This is a genomic window from Janthinobacterium sp. CG_23.4, assembly GCF_029892305.1.
GTDB lineage: Bacteria > Pseudomonadota > Gammaproteobacteria > Burkholderiales > Burkholderiaceae_D > Janthinobacterium > Janthinobacterium lividum_D.
On the sequence record NZ_JARXUX010000001.1, the window covers coordinates 1,278,741 to 1,302,201 of the forward strand.

19 protein-coding genes and 2 pseudogenes are annotated in these 23,461 nt (G+C 62.1%); 6 read left to right on the forward strand and 15 right to left on the reverse strand.

What is annotated here, in order from left to right; translation table 11 throughout:
• Positions 1-7: 7 nt before the first annotated feature.
• The 9 genes from H4V96_RS05645 to H4V96_RS05685 all read right to left on the reverse strand — a co-directional run bounded on the left by H4V96_RS05645 (position 8) and on the right by H4V96_RS05685 (position 9,109).
• A complete protein-coding gene (locus tag H4V96_RS05645; protein ID WP_196856143.1) occupies positions 8-1,246 on the reverse strand; it encodes a TerD family protein in 1,239 nt (412 codons plus the stop codon).
• The gene (locus tag H4V96_RS05650; RefSeq protein ID WP_010396096.1) at positions 1,243-2,229 is read right to left on the reverse strand and encodes an HpcH/HpaI aldolase/citrate lyase family protein; all 987 of its coding nucleotides are present in this window, start codon (positions 2,227-2,229) and stop codon (positions 1,243-1,245) included. The genes H4V96_RS05645 and H4V96_RS05650 overlap by 4 nt, the downstream gene beginning before the upstream one ends.
• Positions 2,222-3,328 carry a cysteine protease StiP family protein gene (locus H4V96_RS05655; protein WP_196856142.1) on the reverse strand — a complete coding sequence of 369 codons (1,107 nt, stop codon included), beginning with the start codon at positions 3,326-3,328 and terminating at the stop codon, positions 2,222-2,224. Before H4V96_RS05655 ends, H4V96_RS05650 begins: the two co-directional genes overlap by 8 nt.
• Positions 3,325-4,077 carry an HAD family hydrolase gene (locus H4V96_RS05660; protein ID WP_010396100.1) on the reverse strand — a complete coding sequence of 251 codons (753 nt, stop codon included), beginning with the start codon at positions 4,075-4,077 and terminating at the stop codon, positions 3,325-3,327. The genes H4V96_RS05655 and H4V96_RS05660 overlap by 4 nt, the downstream gene beginning before the upstream one ends.
• Entirely contained in the window at positions 4,055-5,212 is a 1,158-nt protein-coding gene (locus H4V96_RS05665) for a phosphoribosyltransferase domain-containing protein (RefSeq protein ID WP_010396102.1), read from the reverse strand. The genes H4V96_RS05660 and H4V96_RS05665 overlap by 23 nt, the downstream gene beginning before the upstream one ends.
• Complete coding sequence (locus H4V96_RS05670) at positions 5,209-6,246, reverse strand: ATP-grasp domain-containing protein (RefSeq protein WP_196856141.1); 1,038 nt, start codon at positions 6,244-6,246, stop codon at positions 5,209-5,211. Before H4V96_RS05670 ends, H4V96_RS05665 begins: the two co-directional genes overlap by 4 nt.
• A 256-nt stretch (positions 6,247-6,502) precedes the next feature.
• Positions 6,503-7,219 (reverse strand): TIGR00266 family protein, encoded by a 717-nt coding sequence (locus H4V96_RS05675; protein ID WP_010396104.1) that lies wholly within the window; start codon positions 7,217-7,219, stop codon positions 6,503-6,505.
• A 134-nt stretch (positions 7,220-7,353) separates the two neighbouring features.
• Positions 7,354-7,929, reverse strand: coding sequence for a TerD family protein (locus tag H4V96_RS05680; RefSeq protein ID WP_010396107.1), 576 nt, complete (start codon positions 7,927-7,929; stop codon positions 7,354-7,356).
• A gap of 100 nt (positions 7,930-8,029) precedes the next feature.
• Positions 8,030-9,109, reverse strand: a complete 1,080-nt coding sequence (locus H4V96_RS05685) for a DUF475 domain-containing protein (RefSeq protein ID WP_010396108.1) — start codon at positions 9,107-9,109, stop codon at positions 8,030-8,032.
• Between the two features lie 248 nt (positions 9,110-9,357).
• On the opposite strand from H4V96_RS05685, the gene H4V96_RS05690 reads away from it, so the two are divergent.
• From H4V96_RS05690 to H4V96_RS05700, 3 genes are all read left to right on the forward strand, one after another.
• A complete protein-coding gene (locus tag H4V96_RS05690) occupies positions 9,358-9,783 on the forward strand; it encodes a divergent PAP2 family protein (RefSeq protein WP_010396109.1) in 426 nt (141 codons plus the stop codon).
• A 240-nt stretch (positions 9,784-10,023) separates the two neighbouring features.
• Positions 10,024-11,199 (forward strand): efflux RND transporter periplasmic adaptor subunit, encoded by a 1,176-nt coding sequence (locus tag H4V96_RS05695; RefSeq protein ID WP_010396110.1) that lies wholly within the window; start codon positions 10,024-10,026, stop codon positions 11,197-11,199.
• A 3-nt stretch (positions 11,200-11,202) separates the two neighbouring features.
• Complete coding sequence (locus H4V96_RS05700) at positions 11,203-14,424, forward strand: efflux RND transporter permease subunit (protein WP_196856140.1); 3,222 nt, start codon at positions 11,203-11,205, stop codon at positions 14,422-14,424.
• A 253-nt stretch (positions 14,425-14,677) separates the two neighbouring features.
• Here the strand turns inward: H4V96_RS05700 and H4V96_RS05705 are convergent, their stop codons facing one another.
• The 4 genes and pseudogenes from H4V96_RS05705 to H4V96_RS05720 form a co-directional block, all read right to left on the reverse strand.
• Positions 14,678-15,601, reverse strand: a complete 924-nt coding sequence (locus H4V96_RS05705; protein ID WP_196856139.1) for an S-adenosyl-l-methionine hydroxide adenosyltransferase family protein — start codon at positions 15,599-15,601, stop codon at positions 14,678-14,680.
• 17 nt (positions 15,602-15,618) lie between these two features.
• On the reverse strand, positions 15,619-18,126 hold the full coding sequence (locus H4V96_RS05710) for a TonB-dependent receptor (RefSeq protein ID WP_280720751.1): 2,508 nt from the start codon (positions 18,124-18,126) through the stop codon (positions 15,619-15,621).
• Positions 18,127-18,320: 194 nt separating this feature from the next.
• Positions 18,321-19,085: pseudogene (locus H4V96_RS05715) on the reverse strand (histidine phosphatase family protein).
• Positions 19,086-19,165: 80 nt separating this feature from the next.
• On the reverse strand, positions 19,166-20,566 hold the full coding sequence (locus tag H4V96_RS05720; protein WP_196856138.1) for a cation:dicarboxylase symporter family transporter: 1,401 nt from the start codon (positions 20,564-20,566) through the stop codon (positions 19,166-19,168).
• A 278-nt stretch (positions 20,567-20,844) separates the two neighbouring features.
• On the opposite strand from H4V96_RS05720, the gene H4V96_RS05725 reads away from it, so the two are divergent.
• Together H4V96_RS05725 and H4V96_RS05730 are read left to right on the forward strand one after the other, a co-directional pair.
• A complete protein-coding gene (locus H4V96_RS05725; protein ID WP_196856137.1) occupies positions 20,845-21,222 on the forward strand; it encodes a nuclear transport factor 2 family protein in 378 nt (125 codons plus the stop codon).
• 13 nt (positions 21,223-21,235) lie between these two features.
• Entirely contained in the window at positions 21,236-21,625 is a 390-nt protein-coding gene (locus H4V96_RS05730; RefSeq protein WP_196856136.1) for a hypothetical protein, read from the forward strand.
• Between the two features lie 3 nt (positions 21,626-21,628).
• On the opposite strand, the gene H4V96_RS05735 is transcribed toward H4V96_RS05730, so the two are convergent.
• Together H4V96_RS05735 and H4V96_RS05740 are read right to left on the reverse strand one after the other, a co-directional pair.
• Positions 21,629-22,234, reverse strand: coding sequence for a YigZ family protein (locus tag H4V96_RS05735; protein WP_196856135.1), 606 nt, complete (start codon positions 22,232-22,234; stop codon positions 21,629-21,631).
• A gap of 70 nt (positions 22,235-22,304) precedes the next feature.
• Entirely contained in the window at positions 22,305-22,559 is a 255-nt protein-coding gene (locus H4V96_RS05740; protein ID WP_196856134.1) for a hypothetical protein, read from the reverse strand.
• 129 nt (positions 22,560-22,688) lie between these two features.
• On the opposite strand from H4V96_RS05740, the pseudogene H4V96_RS05745 reads away from it, so the two are divergent.
• A pseudogene (locus H4V96_RS05745) lies at positions 22,689-23,439 on the forward strand (helix-turn-helix transcriptional regulator).
• Positions 23,440-23,461: the final 22 nt, after the last annotated feature.

Sequence of the window (23,461 nt, forward strand, 5' to 3'; positions counted from 1 at the left end):
CGTACACTCAGTCTTTGCTGCCTGCTTTCCAGTTCAGGCCAAAGCTGTAGCGTTCGTCCATGGCCTGGTGCGCCGTGATTTTACCTTGGCCGCCGAAGTATTCCACCAATTTTGTCACCTGCAGGTTGCCGCCCTGGTTTTCCAGCATGGCGATGGCGCACATGGCGTGCGAGCTGTCTGTATCGAGGCGCACCTCCACGCTCGGTTGGCCGGGAATGTCGATCGTCACCACGCCATCCGTGGCGGCCCAGTTAGGTACGCCTTCGTAGATGAAGGCATACACGAGCACGCGCTTGATTTGCTCGAAATGGGTGCCGTTGATGAAGATGTTTTCACCGTTGCTGACGCTGCCCGTGCGATCGTCGCCTTCCAGGTGGATGTAGGGCGCCCTGTCGTAAGCGCCCCAGCTGTTGCCCAGTGCCTGCACGGCGCTCTTGCTGCCATTGCTCATTTCGAACAGGCAGCCGATATCGAGGTCGATGCCGCCCGCGCGGCCGGCCGGCTTGTTAAATAGCTTGCCGAGGAAGCCCGTGTCGAGCTTGGAGGCAGGCGCCTGGCCTTGCGCAGCGTTCTGGTTCCAGTTCAGGTTGACGCGGATGCGGCCATAACCGCCGCTGTCGCGCTTGTCGAGCGAGATCTTGTCGCCGCGCTTTTCCAGGCGGATTTTCGACAGCGAAATTTTGTTTGCCGCTGGCGCTGGTGTGGGCGCGGGAGTGGGAGCGGACGCAGGGGAAGACGCTGCCGCTTCGCTGCCGCCAAAGTGCTTCAGCAGCGCCGCCAGGCCACCCGCAAAGCCCTGGCCCACGGCGCCGAAGCGCCAACTGCCGTCGCGGCGATACAGTTCGCCGATGATGACCGCTTTTTCTTCCTGGAAGTCATTGCCCGTGAAGGCGAAGGTGGCGGCCTGGCCCAGCGCCATGCTGGAATTGCCCAGGGTGCGCATGCTGCCTTGCTCGGTCGCCGCCGTAAACACCAGCTTGTCGATGCTGGCAGGCAGGCGGGCAAGGTCCACCTGGAAGGTGGAGCGCGAGCCGTTCAGCTCCACCGTGACAGCGTTGTCCGGCGTACTTTTCTGGTTGTAGAACACCATATAACGGTCGTCCGACAGCTTGCCGGCCGCATCGACGCCAAAGCAGCTGACATCGACTTCCATTGCGCCGGAAGCGATATCGAGAGTGACGGCAAAGGGACCGTTCAAGCTCAGGTCTGCCAGTTTGCCTTTTTGTCCGCGTGTGAAATTGTTCATGGTGGTGCAATCCCTTCGTCGCTTGAGAGTTGAGTCAATGAATTGTTGGCCTGGTGCGCCGGTGCCGCCTCGGCCGCATGGCGGATGCCGAACAGGCGCGCCTGTTCGATGATGCGCAGCGCCCAGCTTGAATGGGTGGCCACTTCGCACATCGATTCCTGCATGCGAAAAACGGCCGGGCTGTCCGGGTCGATGATGCGCAGCGCCAGTTCGATGTCTGACTGCGCCACCTGGTAGTGGCGCTCGATCTGCGGCACCTGGTCTGGGTGGATGGCGGTCTTGGCGATCATGCCGTGCGCCATGTCCTGCGCCACTTCGGCGTCCAGCCAGTTGCCCTGTGACAGGTGCTCGAAGACGGGCGCCGTCAGCTGGAAGCCGTGCGGCTTGAAGATGGTGATCAGGCGGCCGATGACTTGTCCCAGCGGTGTCTGATAAATGGTGCCGCTGGTAGGGCGGCGCAGTCCCAGCAGGGCCAACAGATCATTACCGCCGATGCGCAGCGCCAGGATACGCCGACGCACTTCCGGTGCCGACAGGATGAGGCGAAACTGCTTCATTTCCTCGTCGTCGAACACTTCCACCGTTTCCAGTGTCGGCATCAGCAAGTGATGCGTGTGGCGCACCAGCTCGAAATACGCGGCAAAGTTGTGGCGCGTGGACTTGGGGAGCACGAAGCCGCTCAATTTTTCGGCGCCGGGCATGCCCAGCACGCGCGCCAGCACATCGAGATTGCGCACGCGCACGAAGCGCAGCGTGTCCGATTCGGCACCCATGTTTTGCAGCGCCAGCGAGAGGTTAAACAGTGCGTAGCTGAGGTCGCGCTCGGCGATGGCGTCTTCGGTGCACAGTATGACCGAACGCAAATGACTCAATTTGTCGCCATTGGCAATCGCCAGCAAGTCCTTGTGCGTGGTTGGCACATACATGGAGGCGCCCAGCGCTGCCTTGTGTTCGCTTTGTGGGTGTAGCGAGTTGTTATCCATCGACTGCGCTCCTGATAAGGGCGACCGCCTGGTAGGGCAGCGCCGGTTCTACGCTGACGGGGATGGCTTTTTCGTGTGCCAGCAGCAGTAAATGTGCCACATCCGGTGCATTCATGTCGCGTACGATCAGGCGTTCGGGGACGCGGCGCAGTAGTACGCGCGTCGCTTCGCCGAGGCCTGGCTTGATCAGATTGATGTCGCTGATGCCGTATTGCTGCTGCGCCTGCGCCATATAGGCTTGCGAGCGCGCCGCCATGGCTGGCGCATCGGTCGCCTCAGCGAGCGGGATGCCGCTGCTGGCGGCGATCGCCACGGCATCGGCCACCAGGCCGTCGGCAAAATCGCGCGACTGATCGTGTTGTTCGAACTGCGCGTAGTAGACGCAGCCGTGGAAGTCGTCGGGGCCGATGGCGTCATTGAGCACGGAGCGGCTCACCAGGCCCGAGACGGTGGCGTTCAAAATGCTCGACGCGATCAGGTAGTCGTCGCAGGACGCGGCGCAGGCTGCTGTGCCGGCCAGGTCGGACAGCACGAACAGGCCGCCGTCGATGGCCGTGCCCTGCGCGGCGTTGAAATCACTGACCGTCTGGCGCAGCTCGCGCGAAATCACGCCCTTGCCTGTCCAGCCATCGACGAAGACGATGGATGCATCGGCGTGGCCCTGCGCCAGGATGTGTTTGAGCGCATTTGCATCGATGCCGCGGTCGCGGATGATGGAAATGGAATAATGGCTGCATTCGCGCTGCAACACCTGGCGCAGCAAATGACCGAGGATGACGCCCACGGGGGTGCCGGCGCGCGCCAGCGACACTAGCGTGATCGGGCCCGTGCGGCGCGCCGTGATCAGGGCCGCCAGGCGCAGGCAGTCGCGCGCCATCTGCAGGCGGTTGGCCGCAAACGCGTTCTGGAATAGCGCCAGGTAAGCGGGCGAGGGCAGCGACTCCGGCGACAGCATTTCGCTGTAGTGGCGCTGTCCGGACTGGATCAAACGTTCCTTTTCGGCCAGGTCCAGGATGGGTTCGAGCGCCATCGGCGTGAGCAGGAACTCAACGTCATCCTGGCGGTAGCTGCCGCTGAAATGCTGCGCGCCTTCGGTCATAGCGCCGCCACGGTGAGTGCTGCCAACTGGGTGCCGTTGGGGATGATGGCGTAGTCGCAGGCGGCCATGAAACGGGCGTCCGAGCGGCTGTCGCCCATGCCGAAGCTGAGAATGGGGCCATGCTCGGCTTCCAGTTCCGCGCGCAGGTAGGCGACGGCGCGCGCCTTGTTCAGGGTTTTCGGCAGCACGGCCAGGTTGTTGCCGTTGCGGTGGATAAAGTAGTCGCTGCCTTCCTTGGCAATCCACTGTTGCAGCACCTGCTCTTCGATGTCGGCCAGGCGCTCGCCGCGCGCTTCATGGTCCTTGACGACGATGTAGAACGGCGTGTTGTAATCCTCGATCAGGCGCGCGCGCGTAGGCATGCCCGCCTTGATCTGGAAATCGTCGATGATGCGCATGGCGTCTTGCAGACCGGGCAGCGCCGTCTGCATGTCGTTTTGCATCAGTGCCAGCCAGCCCGCGTCGAGCGCGCCGCCTGGCTGCAGTACGATGCCGCCGTAATCGAGCACGCTGTAGCTGGTAAACGGCAGGTCGACCCGGCGGAAGGCGTCGCCATTTCTCGCCGTGGCGGGAATCAGTGTCATGCCGCTTTGCGCAAATTCAAAGAAGGCGCGCTGGCGCGCCGTCGTATACGAGCAGGCATCGCCATTTTTCAGGTAGGCCGCTGGCTGCAGGTCGGTCTGGCCCGGGCATTTTTTCGGCGTCTGGAACAGTGTGTCGTCCAGATCAACAAACAGGAATTTCTTCAATTTTGGTCTCTGATTGAAAGTGAAACAGGCGGCCATTCAGCTGGCCGGCGAGTTGCATGAGGGCCGGACTGGCCGGCGTTTCATGGCAGATGAAAACGTGCTGGTACTGGCCAGGTGCCACGTTGTACAGGTAATTGGCGATACCTTCGCCGTAGTTATCGTCGCAACGCAGGATATGGCTAACGGAGCCCCACGACAGGATGGGCGAGCGCGTAGTCGATTGCACCACGACGTTCTTGCCCAGCGCTTCGAGTTCGCGCGCCAGCAGAAATGACGGGTGCATGAATTCGCCCGTACCCAGCACCAGCACCGAGTCGCCAGCGCCGATTTCCTGTGCCAGTTGCACCGCCAGGCCTTGCGGCGGCGTCAGCGCGCGCCCCACGCCAATGCGGCCAAAGGCAGGGCTGGCGCCCCGTTCCGCGTTGGCCTCGAAGCGCTGCGCGCTGGCCGCTATCGGCGCAGGCGCATCGCCGGCCTGGAAGGCGTAATGGCCGGACAGCGCCGCGCCTATGGTAGTGGGCAGACCAAAACGCTGGGTCAGGCCGGCGTTGGCGGCCTGACCCATGAAATTGGTAATCACGCCCAGGTGCAGCTTTTCCAGCTGAGGATAGCGCGCGCGGCACACTTGCACCAGGTTGGCGAAGGTATTACCGGTCGATGCTTCATCGTCGATCAGCACCAGGCTGCGGGCCGAGGAAAACACGGCGCTGGCGGCGTCGGACAGGTGCAAAAACTGGCGCGGCGCGTGGCTGTGCGACTCCTCGAATTCGAAGAAGGGCACCGTGCCCACGCGGTAGCGCGAGCTGTGCAGGAACAGGGCCTGGCCATTCGGATGGGCGCGCAGCCATGCTTCGAACACGCCCTGTCCCAGGCCGACGGCCGTTTCCGCCATGGCGATGAAGACCACGGGGCCGGGCAGGCTGGGGGGAATCTGCGCGGCCAGGTTGTCGTGGATGGCTTCCATGGCGCGCGGCGTGACGGGCCAGTGCTTGCCCAGTACCTTGGACAGGAACAGGAAGCCGCGCTTGGCGTTGGCGCGCGCGGCAAAGCCGATCAGCCAGTCCAGCGGAAAGCGTGCCTCGTCCACCTTCAGGGTCAGTTCGCCCGTCGGCATCTGCTTCTTGACGATGTTCATGGCAGCTCCACGGCGTAGGCGGCTTCGGCCACGCGCATGCCCTCGCCGATGGCAGGCACGCTGAGCTTGTCGTAGCCTTGGTCGAAGCCGGCCAGCGCCAGGTAGGGCAGGTTCGGTCCGGCCGCGCACGCCATGCCGATGCCGCCCGACATGCGCGGGTTAATCTCCAGCAGCGCCAGGCCGTTGGCGCCTTCTCGGAACTGGATGTTGAAGACGCCATTGAGGCGGTAGTCGCGCGCCAGTTTTTCGCAGGCGGCCAGCAAGTCGGCGCGCAGCTCGATCAACTGGCCGTTGCCGCCCACGTGCAGCTTCTTGCGCGGCACGGCGCAAATGAGCTTGCCCTGGTCGGCCACGCAGTCGGCGCTGTATTCGTGGCCATCGAGGTATTCCATCAGCAGTAGCGTCTTGAAGGTTCCCATCTGCGCCAGGCCGCTGCGCAGCTCCTGCGCATTGATCTGGTAGGCGGCGCCGGCCAGCAGCAGCTGGGCGCTGGTGCGCTCTTCATCGAGCACGGCAAAGCCCAGGCCATACACCGATTCCGATGGCTTGATGCACAGCTTGCGATGCAGCGGCTGCAGCTCGGCATAGGCGGCGTCGTATTCCTCGATACTTGTCACGGCACGGTAGTCGGCCGGGGAGGCCATGGGCAGATCGAGGCCGTCGCAGAAGCGCGCCTTGTCGTGCATCAAAGCGAGCGTGTCTTCACTGGCCACGCTAAGCACGCGCGTGCCGAGGGCGGCAAAGCGCGCGCTGGCGCTGCCGATCAGGCCTGCTTCCTTGCCGGGCCAGAAAATCGTGATCGCGCGGTCGCGGCAAAATTCCAGGCACCACTCGACATAATTGAGGCCCGTCAGTCCCGACGGTTCGACTGCATATTCGTGGGCCGATAAAAAGGCCGCCGCATGCGCATTCGTATTGCTGCACACGATGTGATAGCGCGGCTGGCCGCTAGTGGCGGCCATATCGGCCTCGCGGATCAGGCGCATGGCCGTGCCGACCGAGGAAAATGTTTTGTTGAACCAGACTCTTTGCATGTACGGGGACCGGGTGGAAATGGGGAAGCCGCGCGCAGGTGCGCGCGCGGGAATTCTATATAGCCAGACTTAACTTGGCCTTAGCAATTTTTTGAACTGCAACGTTGAACAACAAACTAACAACGCATGACAAAATCGTAGCGAGCGCACGGAAGAGGTGGCCGAAGAGCGCAACCGTAATGTAGTACGGGGGCGCCGAGCCGGTGCGCATCGCAGGGCGCCTATCTCAACGCGCAGTAGGTTTGCTCGGTTGCTCTTAGCTGGCTTTGCCGGAGGCTGTCCACTTGAGGAAGGCGTCGCGGTTGCGCGAGCAGATGAAGACCTTGCCCGAGCCGGAAAAACGCAGCACGATGCCTTCGCCGCTAGTCACGCTATTGACCATATTGCCGAGGAAGCCGCCGATGCCGCCGCCGCTGGCGCCGCCGCCCGTGGTCACGGAAATGTCGTATTTCAGGCTATTGTCCCAGCAGACTACGTGGGAATTGTCGATCACGACATCCTTGCCCGGCTCGACGTCGAGCTGGAACATGGAGCCGAAGCCCGATACGACTACTTGCCCCGTGCCTGCCGTCTCCATGACGAAGAAGCCGCCCGACTGGGCGAACAGCGCGTTGCCGATGCTTTGCGTACGTACCTTCATTTCCGTACCCGAGGTGGCGGCGACAAAGGCGCCGTCGTTGAGCAGGTACTGCCGCGCGCCCACGTCGACCACTTCGATGGCGCCCGGCAGGGTGGGCGAAAGCAGGCAGTCGCCGCTGCCACGCACCGCTTCGATGTGCTGCTGGAAGAACGATTCGCCATTTGCGAAGCGGCGCATGATGGCGCTGCCCAAGCCGCCCGTCATCTTGCCTTTCAAGTCCAGCGCCGTTTCCATCATCACCATGGCATCGGATTCGCAATAGATGGTTTCGCCCTGCTTCATGCTGACGTGCAGGAATGGATCGACGTCACCGGTGACACTAAATACTGGCATGATAAATCTCCAAAAAAAAGCCGCCTGAACTGTTCAGGCGGCAGCAATGATATGACATTAGCCCCATGCATCGCGCGAAACCGTAGCAATCAGGCCCGAAGTGCGCGGCACCGCAGGTTTAGCGCGTGTGTATATTAGGCATTCACGCCGAAGGAGCGTGCGAGGGGGCCCAGGCCGCCATTGAAGCCCTGGCCGATGGCCTTGAACTTCCATTCGCCGTTGTAGCGGTAGATCTCGCCAAAGATCATCGCCGTTTCCGTCGAACTGTCTTCGGACAGGTCGTAGCGGGCGATTTCTTTTTCGCCTTCCGCGTTCAGGCAGCGGATGAAGGCTTTCGAGACCATGCCGAAGTTCTGGCGGCGCGCGTCGGCGTCATGGATGGTCACGCTGATGCTGATGCGGTCGATGTCAGCGGGCACGCGCGTCAGGTCGATTTCGATGCGCTCATCGTCGCCTTCGCCTTCGCCCGTGGTGTTGTCGCCCGTGTGGAGCACGGAACCGTCGGTCGACTTCAGGTTGTTGTAGAAGATAAAGTCAGAGTCGCCACGCACTTTGCCGTCGGTTTTCAGCAGGAAAGCACTACCGTCAAGGTCGAAGGTAGCGCCATCGGTCGAGCGGGGATCCCAGCCAAGGCCGACGATGATCTTCTTCAGGTTCGGTGCTTCCTTGCTCAGGTTGACGTTGCCGCCTTTTTGCAAACTGATTGCCATGTGGTGCTCCTTTTAGTAATTAAACTCAAACATGCCTTCATGGGATGAGCGCAAGGCGCTCGTGCCATTACTTTCTTAACTGGGGACGCAAGCGCCGATTTCAAGCTTGCGCTGCGTGCCGTTTGCGATAGCGCAAGGACGACCACAGCGAAACGAGGATGAAGGCCACGCCCGACAGGCCGGTGAACCACTCCGGAATATGGTACTTGATGGACGCCAGCATGATCAAGGCGAGGATGCCGATCGCGTAATGGGCGCCGTGTTCCAGATAGACGAATTCGTCCAGCGTGCCCTTGTGCACCAGGAAGACCGTCATCGAACGCACGAACATGGCGCCGATGGCCAGGCCCAGCATGATGATGACGACATCGTTGGTGATGGCAAAGGCGCCGATCACGCCGTCGAAACTGAACGAGGCATCGAGCACTTCCAGGTACAGGAAGCCGCCGATACTGCCGCGCGCCACCGTTTTGACCAGGTCGCCATTGCCACTTTTTGCCGGCCCCGCGCCTTCGTCGCCGTCCTGCGCGTGCGCTTCGCCTTCTTCCAGCAAGCCGCTGATCCAGTTCACGCCGATATACACGGCGATGCCGACGATGCCCGAAGCGAGCACGCTGTATTTTTCTTCCGCGGGACCCATCGCCACGCAGGCGGCCACGGCGCCCATGGTGATCAGGACTGCCAGGCTTTCGGTGCCCAGCGCGTTGACTTTTTCCTCGGCCCAACCCAGCCAGTGCAATTCTTTCTCATCATCGAACAGGAAGTTCAGGAATACCAGCAGCAAAAAGGCGCCGCCGAACGCCGCCACTTGCGCATGGTTGTCCGTCAGGTGCTTGGCATACACGTCCGGCGTGGTGGTCGCCATGGTCCAGACGTCAAGCAGGCCCAGGCCCGTGGCGACGGAAACGATGACCAGCGGAAACAGCAGCCGCATGCCGAAGACGGCCACGAGGATACCCACGGTCAAGAAGAGTTTTTGCCAGAATGCATTCCAGTGGCGCAAGACCGAGGCATTCACCACAGCATTGTCAAACGACAGCGACACTTCCATGATGCCCAGCACGCCCGTGATCCATAGTGCCTGGAGCAGACCGGACATGCCGCCATGGCTGTAACCCCACCAGCCTGACACCGCCATCAGGATAAAAGTGACTAAAAAGGAAATTCTGAAATGCCGCATGAGGACCCCGTTGCAAGTATGAAAGACGTTTGATTATCCGCGCCGCTGTGCGCGCCGCACTCAGTGTTGATATACGTCAATTGTTGTATATGCCATGAGTTTATAGTAGTTGCCGCCCGGGAGCGGCGTTTTATAGTCCGATGACAGACAGTTCTGCTGGCGCCGATGATCTGCGATAATTGCGGCGCGCCGCCGTTGGCGGCCGCAGCTGCCCGCACACTTTACAGACATATAAGAAGGAATACTCCGTGGATATCGCTTACCTCGTCACGCCCCTGATCACCTGGATCCTGGTCGGACCGATCAAATTCCTGATCAACAGTGTCCGCACGCGGCAATGGGCGTTCGGCCTGGTCGGTAATGGCGGCTTTCCCAGCAACCATAGCGCGGTCGTTTCCAGCATGGCAACACTGATCGCCTTGCGCGAAGGCATCGGCCATCCGGCCTTCGGCGTGGCCGTCACGCTGGCGTTCATCGTCATCATCGACGCCAACAGCCTGCGCCAGCACGTGGGCAAGCAGGCGGCGGCCATCAATCGCCTGGCCGGGGAAGCGGTGAGCGCCGCGCACAAGACCTTGCGCGAGCGCATGGGCCATACCTTGGTGGAAATCGCCGGAGGCCTGTGCACGGGCGTGGCGATCGCTTTCCTGATCAACGCTGTTTTTGCCCGCTAGGCGTCCTGTTCCCTGAAACGCAAAACCCCGCCAATGGCGGGGTTTTGCGTTTCAGGGCGTAAAAACTACGTTTCGTCCATGGATTAAAGCATTCCAGGAAAGCGCCGATTGACATGCCCGGATACGCTCATGGATACTTTGGCACTTGTGGTTTTAATAAAAATAAATGCTTGCTAACGCTTGCCGGCCCTATCCGGGCCGGTGCGACGGTAGCGCTGCTATCTATCCGGAGAATTATCCATGTTGCGCAAAACCCTGTTTGTTCTGGCCATCGCTTCTACCCTGGCCGCCTGCGGCAAAGAGTCCAAAGATCCTGGCAAAGGCGCTGGCAAGGGGACCAAGGAGCAAGCGGGTGCCGCCGTCAATTTGCTCGTCTCGCCGGAAGACCTGCTGACCATACACAGCAATGCGCTGGCGTCGGGGCCCGTCATTACCGGCTCCGTGCAGCCCGAGCGCAACGCGGACTTGCGCGCCGAGGTGTCGGCCGTGGTGATCCAGGTCATGAAAGAAAACGGCGAGGTCGTCAAGCGGGGCGACGTGCTGGTGCGCCTGGACGAAACGTCCATCCGCGACAGTCTCAATTCGGCCGAGGAAGCCAGCCGTGCCGCCAGCCAGGTGCTGGAACAGTCAGAACGCATGTTCCAGCGCATGAAAACCTTGCGCGCCTCGGGCATGACCTCGACGCAGGCGCAGGAAGATGCGGAAATTCGCCGCAACAATGCGCAAAGCGACCTGTCTGCTGCGAAGAGCCGCGCCGCCCAAGCCCGCCAGCAGTTGCAGCGCACCCTCGTGCGTGCGCCGTTCGACGGCATCGTGAGCGAGCGCAAAGTATCGAATGGCGATACGGCGCAAATCGGCAAGGAATTGATCAAGGTCATCGATCCGACCAGTATGCGCCTCGAAGGCTTGGTGTCGGCCGACAAGATCGGCGTCGTCAAGGTGGGCCAGCCCGTGCTGTTCCGTATCAATGGTTATCCAGGCCAGGACTTCTCGGGCAAGGTGCGCCGCGTCGATCCTGCCGCCAACGCTGTCACGCGCCAAGTGGCCGTGCTGGTCGATTTTAATGACAAGCAACAGCCGCGCGTGGCCGGCCTGTATGCGGAAGGACGCATCGAGACGGAAACCGTCAGCGCCTTGATGATACCCGACTCGGCTCTGGTGAAGGCGGGCGACCTGACCTATACGTGGAAAGTCAAGGACAAGGCCTTGCATAAAGTCACACTGCGCATCGGTGCACGCGACGTGCGCACGGGCCAGTGGGAAGTGCAAAGTGGCCTGGCCAGTGGCGACACCGTGCTGCGCACGCCTGGCTCGACTTTCAAAGATGGGCAGAAAGTGGAATTGACAGCCGACAAGGCCATGCCAGCCGCCGCCATGGCCAGCAGCAGCACCGCCGTTGCCGGTAAAGGAAACTAAGCCATGTTCCTTTCCGATTTCAGTATCAAGCGGCCCACCGCCACCATCGTCCTGATCCTGGCCATGATGTGCGTCGGTTTGCTGGCGCTCAAGAAACTGCGCGTCAACCAGAATCCCGATGTCGAAGTACCTTTCATCGTCGTCAGCATTCCTTACCCTGGCGCATCGCCCGATACGGTCGAGCGCGAAGTGGTGAACCGTCTGGAAAAGTCGTTGCAAAGCATTTCCGGCGTCACCGAGGTCAATAGCGACTCCAATGAAGGTTCCGCTACCATCTTCCTGAAGTTTTCCTTCAAGACCAACTTGATCGAGGCGTCCGATAATATCCGCAATGCGATTGCCGCCGTGCGCTACAAGTTGCCGACGGAAATGCGCGAGCCTATCTTGCAGCGCATCGACCCGGCTGCCGAGCCGATCATGCAGCTGGCGCTGTCGTCGAGTACGCAAAGCCATGCGGAAATTTCGCGCCTGGCTGAAGACGTGCTGTCGGACCGCTTTCGCACCGTCGATGGCGTAGCGCTGGTCAACGTGGGCGGTTCGCTCAAGCGCGAACTATCCGTGCTGCTGCGGGCGGAAAAATTGCGTGAATACAATGTGTCCGTCAGCGACGTGGTCACCGCATTGCGCAACCAGAACACGAATGCGCCGGTAGGCAAGGTGCGCGGCACGCTGGACGAGAAAAGCATCCGCCTGGTGGGCCGCATCGAGTCGCCCAGCGACTTCGAGAAAGTGGTGATCAAGCGCCGCGGCGAAGAAATCGTGCGCCTGGCGCAAGTGGCCACCATCAGGGATGGCTTTGCCGAAGTCAACAGCCTGAGCATGCGTAGCGGCAAGCCCAACGTGGGCATTTCAATGACCCGCGTGCGCGACGCTTCCACCGTCAGCGTGGCCAACAAGATCCGTGACATGGTAGCGGAGATCAACAAGACCTTGCCGAAAGGTACGCTGCTGCAAGTGACGCGCGACGGCGGCGAAAACGCCCAGCGCAGCTTGAACAATGTGATCGAATCGCTGGTGCTGGGCGCCGTGCTGACAATTTTCGTCGTCTACGCCTTCCTCAATTCCTGGCGTTCGACCCTGATCACGGCGCTGAGCCTGCCCACGTCCGTGATTGCCGCCTTCATTGCCGTGTGGTTGTGCGGCTTCACCCTGAACTTCATGACCTTGCTGGGCCTGTCGCTGGCCATCGGCGTGCTGATCGACGATGCCATCGTGGTGCGCGAAAACATCGTGCGCCACATGCAGATGGGCAAGGACCGCCGCACGGCCGCGCTGGAAGGCACGGCTGAAATCGGCATGGCCGTGGCCGCCACGACCTTCTCCATCATCGCCGTCTTCATTCCCGTGGCCTTCATGCCCGGCATTTCCGGAGAATGGTTCCGTCCGTTTGCCTTGACGGTGACATGCTCGGTGCTGGTCAGCTTGGGTATCTCGTTTACGCTCGACCCGATGCTGTCGGCCTACTGGGGCGACCCGCTCGAGGAAGACGCGGCGCCGAAAAAGGGTATCGGCCGCGTGCTGGAGAAATTCAACCACTGGTTCGACCACCAGGCCGACCGTTACGGCCGCGTGATTGCCTGGGCCCTGCATCACCGCCGCTGGATGGCCGTGATCGCATTAGGCAGCCTGGTGGGCGCCATCGCCCTGCATGTAACGCATGGCGGTACGAGTTTCTTGCCAGCTTCCGATTCGGGCAATCTGATGATCAATGTGCGCACGCCGTCGTCGAGCAGCATCGAGTATGCGCGCCTGAAACTGGAAGCGGCGGCTGTGCTGGCGCGTACCTTGCCGGAAACCAAGGACACCAACAGCTCCATCAATGCGGGCGGTGGACGAGTCTATGTGGACATCGGCAAGCGCAACACCCGCAAGCGCTCGGCCAAGGAAATCGCGGTCGAACTGCGCGAAAAGATGGCGCGCCTGGTGGGCGCCGAATACGTGGTGCAGGACGACTTGAGCAACGGTTCGCAAAAACCCATACAGGTGGAATTTACGGGGCCCGACTCGCGCAAGCTGATGGCCATCACGAATGCCTACATGGACAAGCTGCGCCTGATTCCCGGCGCCGTCGACGTCGGCCTGTCCGAGCAAGATCCGAAGAACGAGCTGCAAATTGAGCTCAACCGTGGCCTGGCCAACTCGATGGGCATTTCCGTCAATGATGCGGCGCAATCGTTGCGCGTGGCGTTTGCCGGCGTGGAAGTGGGCGACTGGGTCGATCCGACGGGCGAAACGCGCGACGTGGCCGTGCGCCTGCATCCCGATGACCGCGTGGCATCGGAAAACATCGAGCGCCTGCCGATCAGTGTGACGGGCACCTCGCAAATGGTGCCGCTCGACCAGATCGCCACCATTACCATGGGTAAGGGCCCGTCCGGTATCGAGCACAAGAATGGCAAGCGCACGATCACGGTGTCGGCCAACGCGCAGGGCCGCTCGAACGGCGAAGTGACGAGCGACGCCATGAAGCTGGCCAACTCGATCGACTTCCCGCCCGGCTACGGCCTGGCGCTCGGTGGCGCTGGCCAGGACCAGCAAGAGCTGTTCACGGAAATGCTGATCGCGCTGGTGATGGGTATCGGCCTGATGTATTTTATCCTGGTGATGCAGTTTGGTTCCTTCACGGCGCCGGTGGCGGTGATGATGTCCTTGCCGCTCAGTTTGATCGGCGTGGTGGTGGCGCTGGTGATCACCAACAATACTCTCAACCTGATGAGCTTTATCGGCATCATCATGCTGATGGGCCTGGTCGCCAAGAACGCCATCTTGCTGCTCGATGCGGCGCGCAAGCGTGAAGAAGAGGGCCATGGCCGCGAGGAGGCGCTGATGTATGCGGGGCGCATGCGCCTGCGCCCGATTCTGATGACGACGTTTGCGCTGATCGCCGGCATGTTCCCAGTGGCGCTGGGCCTGGGAGAAGGGGGCGAGTTCTACCGTCCATTGGCGATCGCCATTATCGGCGGCACCATCACTTCGACGATTTTGACCTTGCTGGTCGTACCGACCTTCTATGACAGCATCGAAATCGCCCGCGATAGTGCAGTCGCCAAGTTCCACCGCCGCGCCGCGCGCATGCCCGTGATCGTGGCCATGATATTGACCTTGCTCGAATGCGTGCTGACCTTGCTGCTGGTGCGCTTCGTCTACCGCATGCTGAAAAAGGCCGTGCTGTTCCTGATGGGACGCCGTACGCCGAAAGCGGCGTCGGTCAGCCTGCAAAAGTAAGACCGGGCCAAGGCCAGCTTGCGCTGCGCCTGGGTGTTGCAAGAGCCTTCCATCGGAAGGCTCTTTTTTTGCCTCGCCAGATGGCGCATCTGGAGCGAGGCAGGTAGCGCTTGCAACATGGTGCGCAGGCGCACCGTCGTTACAATGGTGTAGCGTTGTTGCGATGCGTATAAGTGTTGGCTTTGACGTGGTACAAACCTGTTGCGGATAGTGCCAGACGGGCCAGGACAGGATGTCCCGGCCGCAGCTAGGTTTATTTCGACGACGACACCTTGCTCACTTCCACTTCCCAATCTACGCCTGAGGCGACGTGGTATTTGGCGGCAAAGTCACCCTGGCTGATGGCCACGGCCACGTCGAGCAGGCTGTTCAGGTAGACCAGGGGCTTGCCCTTGGCGACGCCGCCAAACGTGTGTTCGAAGGGTGCCGTGACCTTGGCCACTTGCTTGCCCTTGTGCAAGATGCGCACTTGCAGCGGGTCATGCAGTTTCACCTGTAATTCGTCGAGCAGCGATTTCGGAATATTCGTCCACACATTGCCATATTTCACGTCCAGCACCGGCACGATGCCGCGGATGGTATTGCCGTCGCGAACAGGTTTTTGATACGCAATCTTCACCACGGATTCGCTCGGCAATGGCGGACCCACCTGTTCATAGCTGATGGCGCCCGACGCCAGGCGCGCACCGACATACGCGTACACGTCGCGGCCATGGAAGGTGTACGACTCGGCGGATCCCGCCAGGCGGTTGACCTTTTCATCGATTTCGCGCAGTTCGGCTACGCCGTCGCGCTCGGCGATCAGCGTGAACAGGCCATTGTCCGGCCCCACGAAGTAGCGGCCACCCTTGGTTTTCAGCACCACCGACTTGCGCTTGGTACCGACGCCCGGATCGATGACGGAAACAAACACCGTGCCTTGCGGCCAGTAATTGGCCGTCTGGTACAGGCGGTAGGCACCCAGCCAGATGTCGTAGTCGGGAATCTGGTGCGTGAGGTCCGAGATGGTGAGCTTGTGGTCGACGCCATAGGCCACGCCATGCATGGCGGACACGGCGCCGTCGGCCGTGCCAAAGTCCGTCATCAGCACCAGCGGTGCGGCAGCCTGGGCGGGCGACAGCAGGAGGGCGCTCAGGCAGGCGCCGGCGACGAGGTGGGAGATGCGTTTGATGATCATATGTTCTTTCCGTGACTTTAAAACGTGTAGTTCAGCTTGGCGTAGAAATACGCGCCATTGACGCCGATGGGGTTGATGAAATTGTAGGGCAGGGCGCCGCCATACGTGGCGTTATTCGTCTGGCGCACGCGCTGCGGATAGCGGTCGAGGATATTGTTGCCGCCCACGCTCACCGTCAGTTGCTTGCTCAGTTTTAACTGGCCTTCCAGGTCCAGCGACCAGACGGCGCCGAAGCGCTGTGCGGGAATGCCGTCGATCAGGGGCGCATCGCTGTCGTAGGAAAAATCTTTCAACTCGCCGAAGCGCGTGGCGCGCGCCTGCACGCCCCAGCCGGCCGCTTGCCAGTCGGCACCGAGGATCAATTTGCTGGTCGGTGACGCATGTTTGATGCGGAACAAACTCGTCTCCGTCAGCAGGGTCAAACTCGGATCGATATTGGCCAGCGTAGCGGAACTCTGGCGCACCTTGTCGAGACTGGTCTTGTTCAGGTTCAGCGCCGCGTTCAGGTTCAGCTTGCCTGACGTGAAGGCCAGCTCGTGATTCAGCACCACGTCCAGCCCCTTGGTACGCGTGTCGAGCAGGTTGGCCAGGTAGGCCACGGACTGGATGTCGCTGCGGCCATTCGCGGCCAGGTAGGCGGTGACGGCGTCGCTCTGCAAATCGCTCGAGCGCGTGATGCGGTCGCGGATGCGGATCACGTAGGCGTCCACCGTCACGCTGGTGGCGGCCGCCGGTTTCCAGGCCAGGCCCAGCGAGACGTTGGCCGATTTTTCCGGTTTCAGCTGTTGCGCGCCGAAGCTGCGCGCCAGCGGGTCGCTGGCCGGCAGCAGGGCCGATGTTTGCAGGGCCGTGCCATCGGCGTTGAAGTTTAATGTGGCGAAGCGGAAACCCGTCTGCACGAGGGCCGGTGCGCGGAAGCTGTTCGACAGCGAACCGCGCACGAGAAAGGTGTCGGTTACTTTATAGCGCGTCGACAGCTTGCCCGTGCTGGCGCTGCCGAAGTCGCTGTAGTCAGAATAGCGGGCGGCGGCGCCCACCAGCAGGCGCGGCGTGAGGTCGTTTTCCACGTCTGCATACACGGAGCGTACTTGTCGGCTGCCGTCGTAGGCGTCCGATGGGCGCAAGCCGGGTCCCGCCTGCGCGCCCGGTGGCGCGTCGGTAAAACCGCCGGCCGCATACGACGCGGGGTCGCCGGCCGAGCTGGTGTAGGTTTCGCGCATCCATTCGGCGCCCACTGCCACGCTCAACGGTGACGGCAGGCCGATGTCGACGGTGCGCGTGGCATCGAGATTCAAGGCGTTCTGGCGGAAGTCGAAGCCGGCCAGCTTGAAACGCGTGGGGCTGGCCGCGCCCAGCGAAGCGTTGACGGAGTGGCTCACGCCGTAGTCAAAGCGGTCGCTGCCGTGGCGCGCGCTGGCGTCCCAGTTCCACTCGCCCGCGCTGCCGCGCACGCCGGCCACGATGCTGAGGTCGCGCTTGTCGCCGTTGGTGACGGGGCGGTAGCCGTTCGGATACAGGGCCGGCACGTTCGACGGGTCGCCCGGATAGCGGAAGTAGGCGCTGCCGTCCGATTTGCGCTCGTTGAGGGTGGCAAACGAGTACAAGTCCAGGCCATTTGCCAGGGTGAGCTGGGTGTTGTAGAACAGGTAGTTGTTGCGCTGGCGTGAGTCACCCGACTTGAATACGACCTTGCCGTCGAGCGCCTGGTCAGCCGGCGTGAAGTTGTAGGAAGTCCAGCCCGCGTCGCTGGGGCCGGCCCGTTCCGTGGGCGAGCGGCGCCGCGTTTCCGCGCCGAAGCGGAAGAATCCCGCCTCGCCCAGCGGCACGCCATAGTCGGCGTTGACGATGACGCTCTGGCCATCCGTCAGGGTTTGATCGGTGGGCTCGAAATGCGTGTGGTTGGCGCCATAGCTGACGGAGGCGCCGCCGCCCGTGCGGGCTTTTTTCAGCACGATGTTGATCACGCCCGCGACGGCATCGCTGCCGTACTGGGCACCGGCGCCGTCGCGCAGGATTTCGATGTGGTCGATGGCGTTCGGCGGAATGGCGTTGATGTCGACCGGTACGGTGCCGGCGAAGCTGCTTTCCGTGTCGAGCACGGCGCTCGTATGGCGGCGCTTGCCGTTGATCAGCAACAGCACCTGGTCGGGCGCGAGGCCCCGCAGCTGGATGCCGCGCACGGAGTCCGATGCGCCGCTCGACTCGATGCGGGGGAAATTGATCGACGGCGACAGGTTTTGCAGGGCCGCGCCGACGTCGCCCGTCGACAGCGCGTTGCTTATTTCGCGCACGCCGAAGCGGTCGATGGGCACGCTGCTGTCGAACACCGTGCGGTTGCGCGCGCGCGAGCCGACGACAGTGACCTGGTCGATGCTGGCGCCGGCCGTTTCATTGGCGCTGCCGGTGGTGGGTTGCGCATCTTGTGCCCAGGCGCACGGTGCGCCCAGCATGGCGCAGGCCAGCACGATGGCGCGCAGCGGCGTGGCGGGAGTGGCAGATACAGGATAGAAGTGGCACGTATGCACGGCGTGGTCCTTTGGGTTCGATTAGTGTCGGTTTGGAAACAGTTGCCATGAGCTTAAGGGAGGCGCCCGCCGGCGCTAACGATTCTTTCTGGATATGCTTATGCTGTTGTTTTTATGTCGCCAGGAACGCAGCAGGGAAGGCGTGATGTAGGCAAGGCGTGCTGTCGATAGCGTCCACGCAGGCCGCTGAAGGATCAGGATTTGGGCGCGGCCGGCATGTCGGGCTGGGCCGTGACGGGGGTGCCGGCCGCTTCCAGCGGCGCGACGAAGTTGCACAGGTCCAGCTGCAGCTTGCCGTGCCTGCCCAGGGCGGGGTTGAAGGCATACGAAGTGATGCCGCAGTTGGGCACGTCGGCCGCCTTGTCGATGGCCAGGATGGCGTGCTCGTCGCAGCGTTCCAGCAGGTAGCGCAAGCAGTTGACGATGACCTGGTGGCCGACGATCAGCACCCGTTCGCCCCGGTATTCGCGGGTGATGGTGTCGAGCACGCTGCGCAGGCGCAGGATGACGTCGCACCAGCTTTCGCCGCCCGGTGGGCGGAAGTAAAATTTACCGACGTGCTGGCGCTGCTCGTACAGTTCCGGGTACTTGCTGGCAATGCCGTGCACGGTCAGGCGGTCGAGAATGCCGAATTCCTTTTCGCGCAGGCGCTCGTCGGCCACCACGGAGGCGAGGCTGTCCGCATCGATGCGCGCCAGCACGGCTTGTGCCGTTTGCTAGGCCCGCACATACGGCGAGTACAGCACGACGGTCGGTTGTTGATCAGGGGGGAGGGTGGCGAACCAGTCGCCCAGGGCGTGCGCCTGGCGCGCGCCAAGCTCGGAGAGGGGGACATCGACATCGCGCTCGGCGATGGCGATCAATAACTGTTTTTCCGCTTCGGCTGCATCGCGTGCCACGTTGCCGGCACTTTGGCCGTGACGCACGATCCAGATTTGCTGCGGCCATTTCTGCTCCATCGCCTTGCGCCTTCCTCTGTATTTATTGTGAATAAATATAGACGAAAGCGGCAAGGCGCGGCGCGCCGGTGGATGCCTTCTTAGGCGGCGTGTTCCGCTTCGTCCAAGTCGGGTGCGTCGTCGCTGTTGTAGATGGCCAGGTCGGTCTGTCCCATGACCCTGCTGGTGACGGTGCCGGCCGTAATTGAGCCGCTGACGTTGAGGGCCGTACGGCCCATGTCGATCAGCGGTTCGACGGAGATCAGCAAGCCGGCCAGTGCGACGGGCAAGTCCATCGCCGACAGCACGATCAGCGCGGCAAACGTGGCGCCGCCGCCCACGCCGGCCACGCCGACGGAACCGATGGTGATGATGGCCAGCAAGGGCAGCAGGAAGCTGACGGTGAACGGGTCGACGCCGACGGTAGGAGCGATCATCACGGCCAACATGGCAGGGTAGATGCCGGCGCAGCCGTTCTGGCCGATGGTCGAACCGAACGAGGCGGCGAAGTTGGCGATGCCTTCCGGCGTGCCCAGGCGCTGGGTTTGCGTCTGCACGCTCATCGGGATCGAACCGGCGCTCGTGCGCGACGTAAACGCGAAGGCCAGCACGGGGAAGACCTTTTTCACGAAACGCAGCGGGTTCAGTCCCACGCCGGCGATGATGGCCAGGTGCACGAGGAACATTAATATCAGCGCGCTGTACGAGGCGACAACGAAGTTGATCAACTTTAAAATGTCCGTGTAGCTCGACGAGGCCACCACTTCAAACATCAGCGCAAACACGCCGTACGGCGTCAGGCGCAGCACCAGGGTGACCATGCGCATGACGATGGCGTGCGCCACTTTCATGAAGCTTTCGAAGGAAGCGAAGATTTCCGGCTTTTTCGCCGCGATGCCCGTGGCCGAGATGCCGATGAAGATGGAGAACACCACGACGGCGATGGTCGACGTCTTGCGCGCGCCCGTCATGTCGAGGAAGGGGTTGGTCGGCACGAAGCTGACCAGCAATTTTGGCAGCGACAGGGCTTTTGCCGTTTCCAGCGAGCCTTGCAACTGCACGCCGCGCGCCACTTCTGCCGCGCTCGAGGTCAGGCCGACGGCCGTCAAGCCGAACAGCTTGGCCATCAAAATGCCCAGCGCGGCGGCGATCGTGGTGGTAATGAGCAGGGTGCCGATGGTCAGCGCGCTGATCTTGCCCAGGGAACTCGCATCCTTGAGTTTTAGAATGGCGGAAATGATGGAGACCATGATCAGCGGCATGATGATCATTTGCAGCAGTTTGACGTAGCCGCTGCCGACGATGTCGATGTATTCATTGGTGCCCGCGATGATGGGCGAACCGGCGCCATACAGCGCTTGCACGGCCGCACCGAGCAGCACGCCCAGGCCCAGACCCGTGAATACGCGCACGGTAAACGTTGCGTGTTTGCGTTGCTGGTGGAACATGAAGGCGAAGACGAGCAACGCAACGAGCAGGTTCAGAATGATGTTAATTGCCATGAAGGGGGCCTTATCTTGGTTTTATTCGAGACTGCACGCAGCACATAAAACTGTACTACCACTGACAGCTGCCCCAGCCCGGGGCGGAAGGGCAAGTACTGTACAGTACTATGGTGGCGTTTTGCGCCATACCGCTGCGAATATTACGCTATATAAATATGCTTCACAGGCATAAGCGCAGGTATAGGTCTGCCGGATGATTGTGAAAAGGAAGATTTCATGCCAGCATTGCACGTTTGTTCGTTTGCTAATCTGGCGCACTATTTTTAAGGAAAAAGATGAATGCTTTAACGGAAGCCCAAGTACTCGATGCGGAAGAGCGCTTGCGCCTGGCCATGATGGCCTCCGACGTGGCTGTACTGAATGTGTTGCTGGCCGATGACTTGTTGTTTACCAATCACCTGGGGCACTTGCTGAGCAAGCATGCGGACCTGGCAGCACACGAGCAGCGCCTGCTGGCCATCACGGACTTGCGCGCCTCCGAGCGCCATGTGCGCGTCAACGGCCACGTGGCCGTGGTCTCCGTGCGCATGCAGCTGACGGGCAAGTATCACGACGTGGAGACGCATGGCGACTTCCGTTTTACGCGCGTCTGGACGCAGGATGCGGCCGGCGCGCTGCAAGTGATCGCCGCCCATTCGGGCGTCGTGGCTTGAGGAGCAAGGTTTAGTGGATCATCGTTCCAAAGGGCAGCTGTTTGAAGCTGTCATCGCCGCCGGCCCGGCTACCCTGGCCGTCACGGCCGGCTATCCGGTGCTGCTGTATAACCTGGTGCGCACCTGGGCCGACGCCCCCGGAGACCATGCCCTGGCCGCTCTGTTGCTGACGGGTGGCCTGTGGGCCTTGCTGGAATTCTGGCGCATCGCCCTGGCGACGGTGGCGCGCAAGGCATATGCGTTCAACTGGCGCTTCTGGCTGGCCATCGCCGCTTTTCTTGCCTGCTTCGTGCGTTTCGTGCCGGACATGCCGGCCGGACTGATGCTGCTGTTGCTGGTGTTGCCGGCGCTGGCGTGGATACATTTCATTTTGCTGCAGATTAAGCGGCCGCGCGACCTGTAGGTTTTACTCTTCCTCTTCGGCTTCAACTTTTAGCCAGGCTATCCGCCCATTGCCCGCCTCATGCAGATGGGCCAGCAGGGCGGTGGCCGCCGTTTCCGCCAGGCTGAAGTCGAACAGCACGGCGTCGCCGTGTTCCACGTTCAGCAAGGTGGCGCCGGCGCCATCGAGTTCGCGCCGCAGCATGCCTTCCATCGCATATGGCACCGTGCAGCGCAAGGTTCGCTGGCGCACGATGGCCGTCTGTTCCGCTTGCAACAACGCTTGCGCCACGCTGTCCGTGTAGGCACGCACGAGGCCGCCCGCGCCCAGCTTGATCCCGCCAAAGTAGCGCACCACGGTGGCCAGCACGCCTTCCAGGTCCTGATGGCGCAGCACGTCGAGCATGGGCCGCCCGGCTGTGCCGCTCGGTTCGCCATCGTCGACGGCCGCCGACTGCCCACCCGCCAGCAAGGCCCAGCACACATGGCAGGCGCCCGGATGCTGCGCCTTCAAGTCATTGACTACCTGCTGCGCGCTGGCGCGGTCCGTCATCGGCTGCACGCAACCGATGAAACGGCTTTTCTTGATGATCAGTTCGCTGTAGACGGGGGTGGCGATGGTAAACGGCATGGCGGGTGCGAAGGCGGGCAAAGCAACATGATAGAGGAAATGCGCGCCGGGCACGAGTCAGTCCCCCCGTTCACGCGGCGGCGGCCACCAGTTCGCGCAGCGCCGTGTCGCGCACTTGCAGGATATCGAACAGGCCCAGCGCGTGCAGTGCGGGCAAGGCGTCGAGGATGTCGTGCTCGGCGACGGCCTTTTCGTCGATGCTGCTGGCGTCGTCCAGCCATAGCCTGGCATTGGCGAGGAAGGCGCCCACCGTGCCCTTGCGCACGGTGACGCCGTTGAACTGGCCCTGGTTTTGTTGATCGGCTAATACGTCTTCTGCACGCATGCTGAACTCCTGAATATTGGAAAGACTTCACTGTATGATGGCCGGATTGTCTTGCCTGCGTTGTTTATGTCATTCGATACGTCAAAGCCGCCAATTTTTGCAGCGTCGTCGCCGTCGCCGCTGCGCGCCATGCGCATTGCCCAGCCGCAGGAACGGGTGACGGCGGCGCACCGCCATGCCAGCGGCCAGCTGTTCGGCGCCATGCGGGGCTTGCTTTCCGTTGCCGCCGACAGCGGACAGCGGACAGTGGGTAGTGCCGGCCAGCCACTGCGTATGGATGCCGCCCCATCACGTCCATGCGCTGCGTTCGCATGGCCCGTTTGCGGGCTGGAGCGTGTATGTGGACGAGGCCAGTTGCGCCAGCTTGCCCGCTGCGCCTTGCGTGATGCGCGTCTCGGGCTTGCTGCGCGAGGCAGTGGCCCGCGCCAGCGCCTGGGACGAGGGTGCGCTCGATGCGCGGCAAGCCCGCGTGGCGGGCGTGATCCTCGACGAGATCGCCGCTTCGCCGCACGAGTCCTTCGGCTTGCCCCTGCCCACGGACCCGCGCCTGCTGCGCGTGGCGCGCGCCGTGCTCGATGACCTGGCCGACGAGCGGGGCGTGGAAGCGTTTGCCACCTGGGCCGGCGTCTCGCCGCGCACCCTGGCGCGCCGTTTCACGATCGAGACGGGCTTTACGCCCTCGGCCTGGCGCCAGCGCGCCCGCATCCTGCGCGCCCTGGAATTATTGGCCACCGGCCAGCCCGTCACGACCATTGCGCTGGACCTCGGCTACGACAACGTCAGCGCCTTCATCGCCATGTTCAAGCGGGTGATGGGCGTGACGCCGGGGAGGTATGGGGAAGGGCATGGCAGTGAATCGAGCAATATCGGTGTTTTATAAAATGCAACTTGCTGAAGATGGA

Bases quoted from the DNA above. Each gene is read 5' to 3' on its own strand.
- H4V96_RS05645 (WP_196856143.1), bottom strand. From the start codon at position 1,246: ATGAACAATTTCACACGCGGACAAAAAGGCAAACTGGCAGACCTGAGC.
- H4V96_RS05650 (WP_010396096.1), bottom strand. From the start codon at position 2,229: ATGGATAACAACTCGCTACACCCACAAAGCGAACACAAGGCAGCGCTG.
- H4V96_RS05655 (WP_196856142.1), bottom strand. From the start codon at position 3,328: ATGACCGAAGGCGCGCAGCATTTCAGCGGCAGCTACCGCCAGGATGAC.
- H4V96_RS05665 (WP_010396102.1), bottom strand. From the start codon at position 5,212: ATGAACATCGTCAAGAAGCAGATGCCGACGGGCGAACTGACCCTGAAG.
- H4V96_RS05670 (WP_196856141.1), bottom strand. From the start codon at position 6,246: ATGCAAAGAGTCTGGTTCAACAAAACATTTTCCTCGGTCGGCACGGCC.
- H4V96_RS05675 (WP_010396104.1), bottom strand. From the start codon at position 7,219: ATGCCAGTATTTAGTGTCACCGGTGACGTCGATCCATTCCTGCACGTC.
- H4V96_RS05680 (WP_010396107.1), bottom strand. From the start codon at position 7,929: ATGGCAATCAGTTTGCAAAAAGGCGGCAACGTCAACCTGAGCAAGGAA.
- H4V96_RS05685 (WP_010396108.1), bottom strand. From the start codon at position 9,109: ATGCGGCATTTCAGAATTTCCTTTTTAGTCACTTTTATCCTGATGGCG.
- H4V96_RS05695 (WP_010396110.1), top strand. From the start codon at position 10,024: ATGTTGCGCAAAACCCTGTTTGTTCTGGCCATCGCTTCTACCCTGGCC.
- H4V96_RS05700 (WP_196856140.1), top strand. From the start codon at position 11,203: ATGTTCCTTTCCGATTTCAGTATCAAGCGGCCCACCGCCACCATCGTC.
- H4V96_RS05705 (WP_196856139.1), bottom strand. From the start codon at position 15,601: ATGATCATCAAACGCATCTCCCACCTCGTCGCCGGCGCCTGCCTGAGC.
- H4V96_RS05720 (WP_196856138.1), bottom strand. From the start codon at position 20,566: ATGGCAATTAACATCATTCTGAACCTGCTCGTTGCGTTGCTCGTCTTC.
- H4V96_RS05725 (WP_196856137.1), top strand. From the start codon at position 20,845: ATGAATGCTTTAACGGAAGCCCAAGTACTCGATGCGGAAGAGCGCTTG.
- H4V96_RS05735 (WP_196856135.1), bottom strand. From the start codon at position 22,234: ATGCCGTTTACCATCGCCACCCCCGTCTACAGCGAACTGATCATCAAG.
- H4V96_RS05740 (WP_196856134.1), bottom strand. From the start codon at position 22,559: ATGCGTGCAGAAGACGTATTAGCCGATCAACAAAACCAGGGCCAGTTC.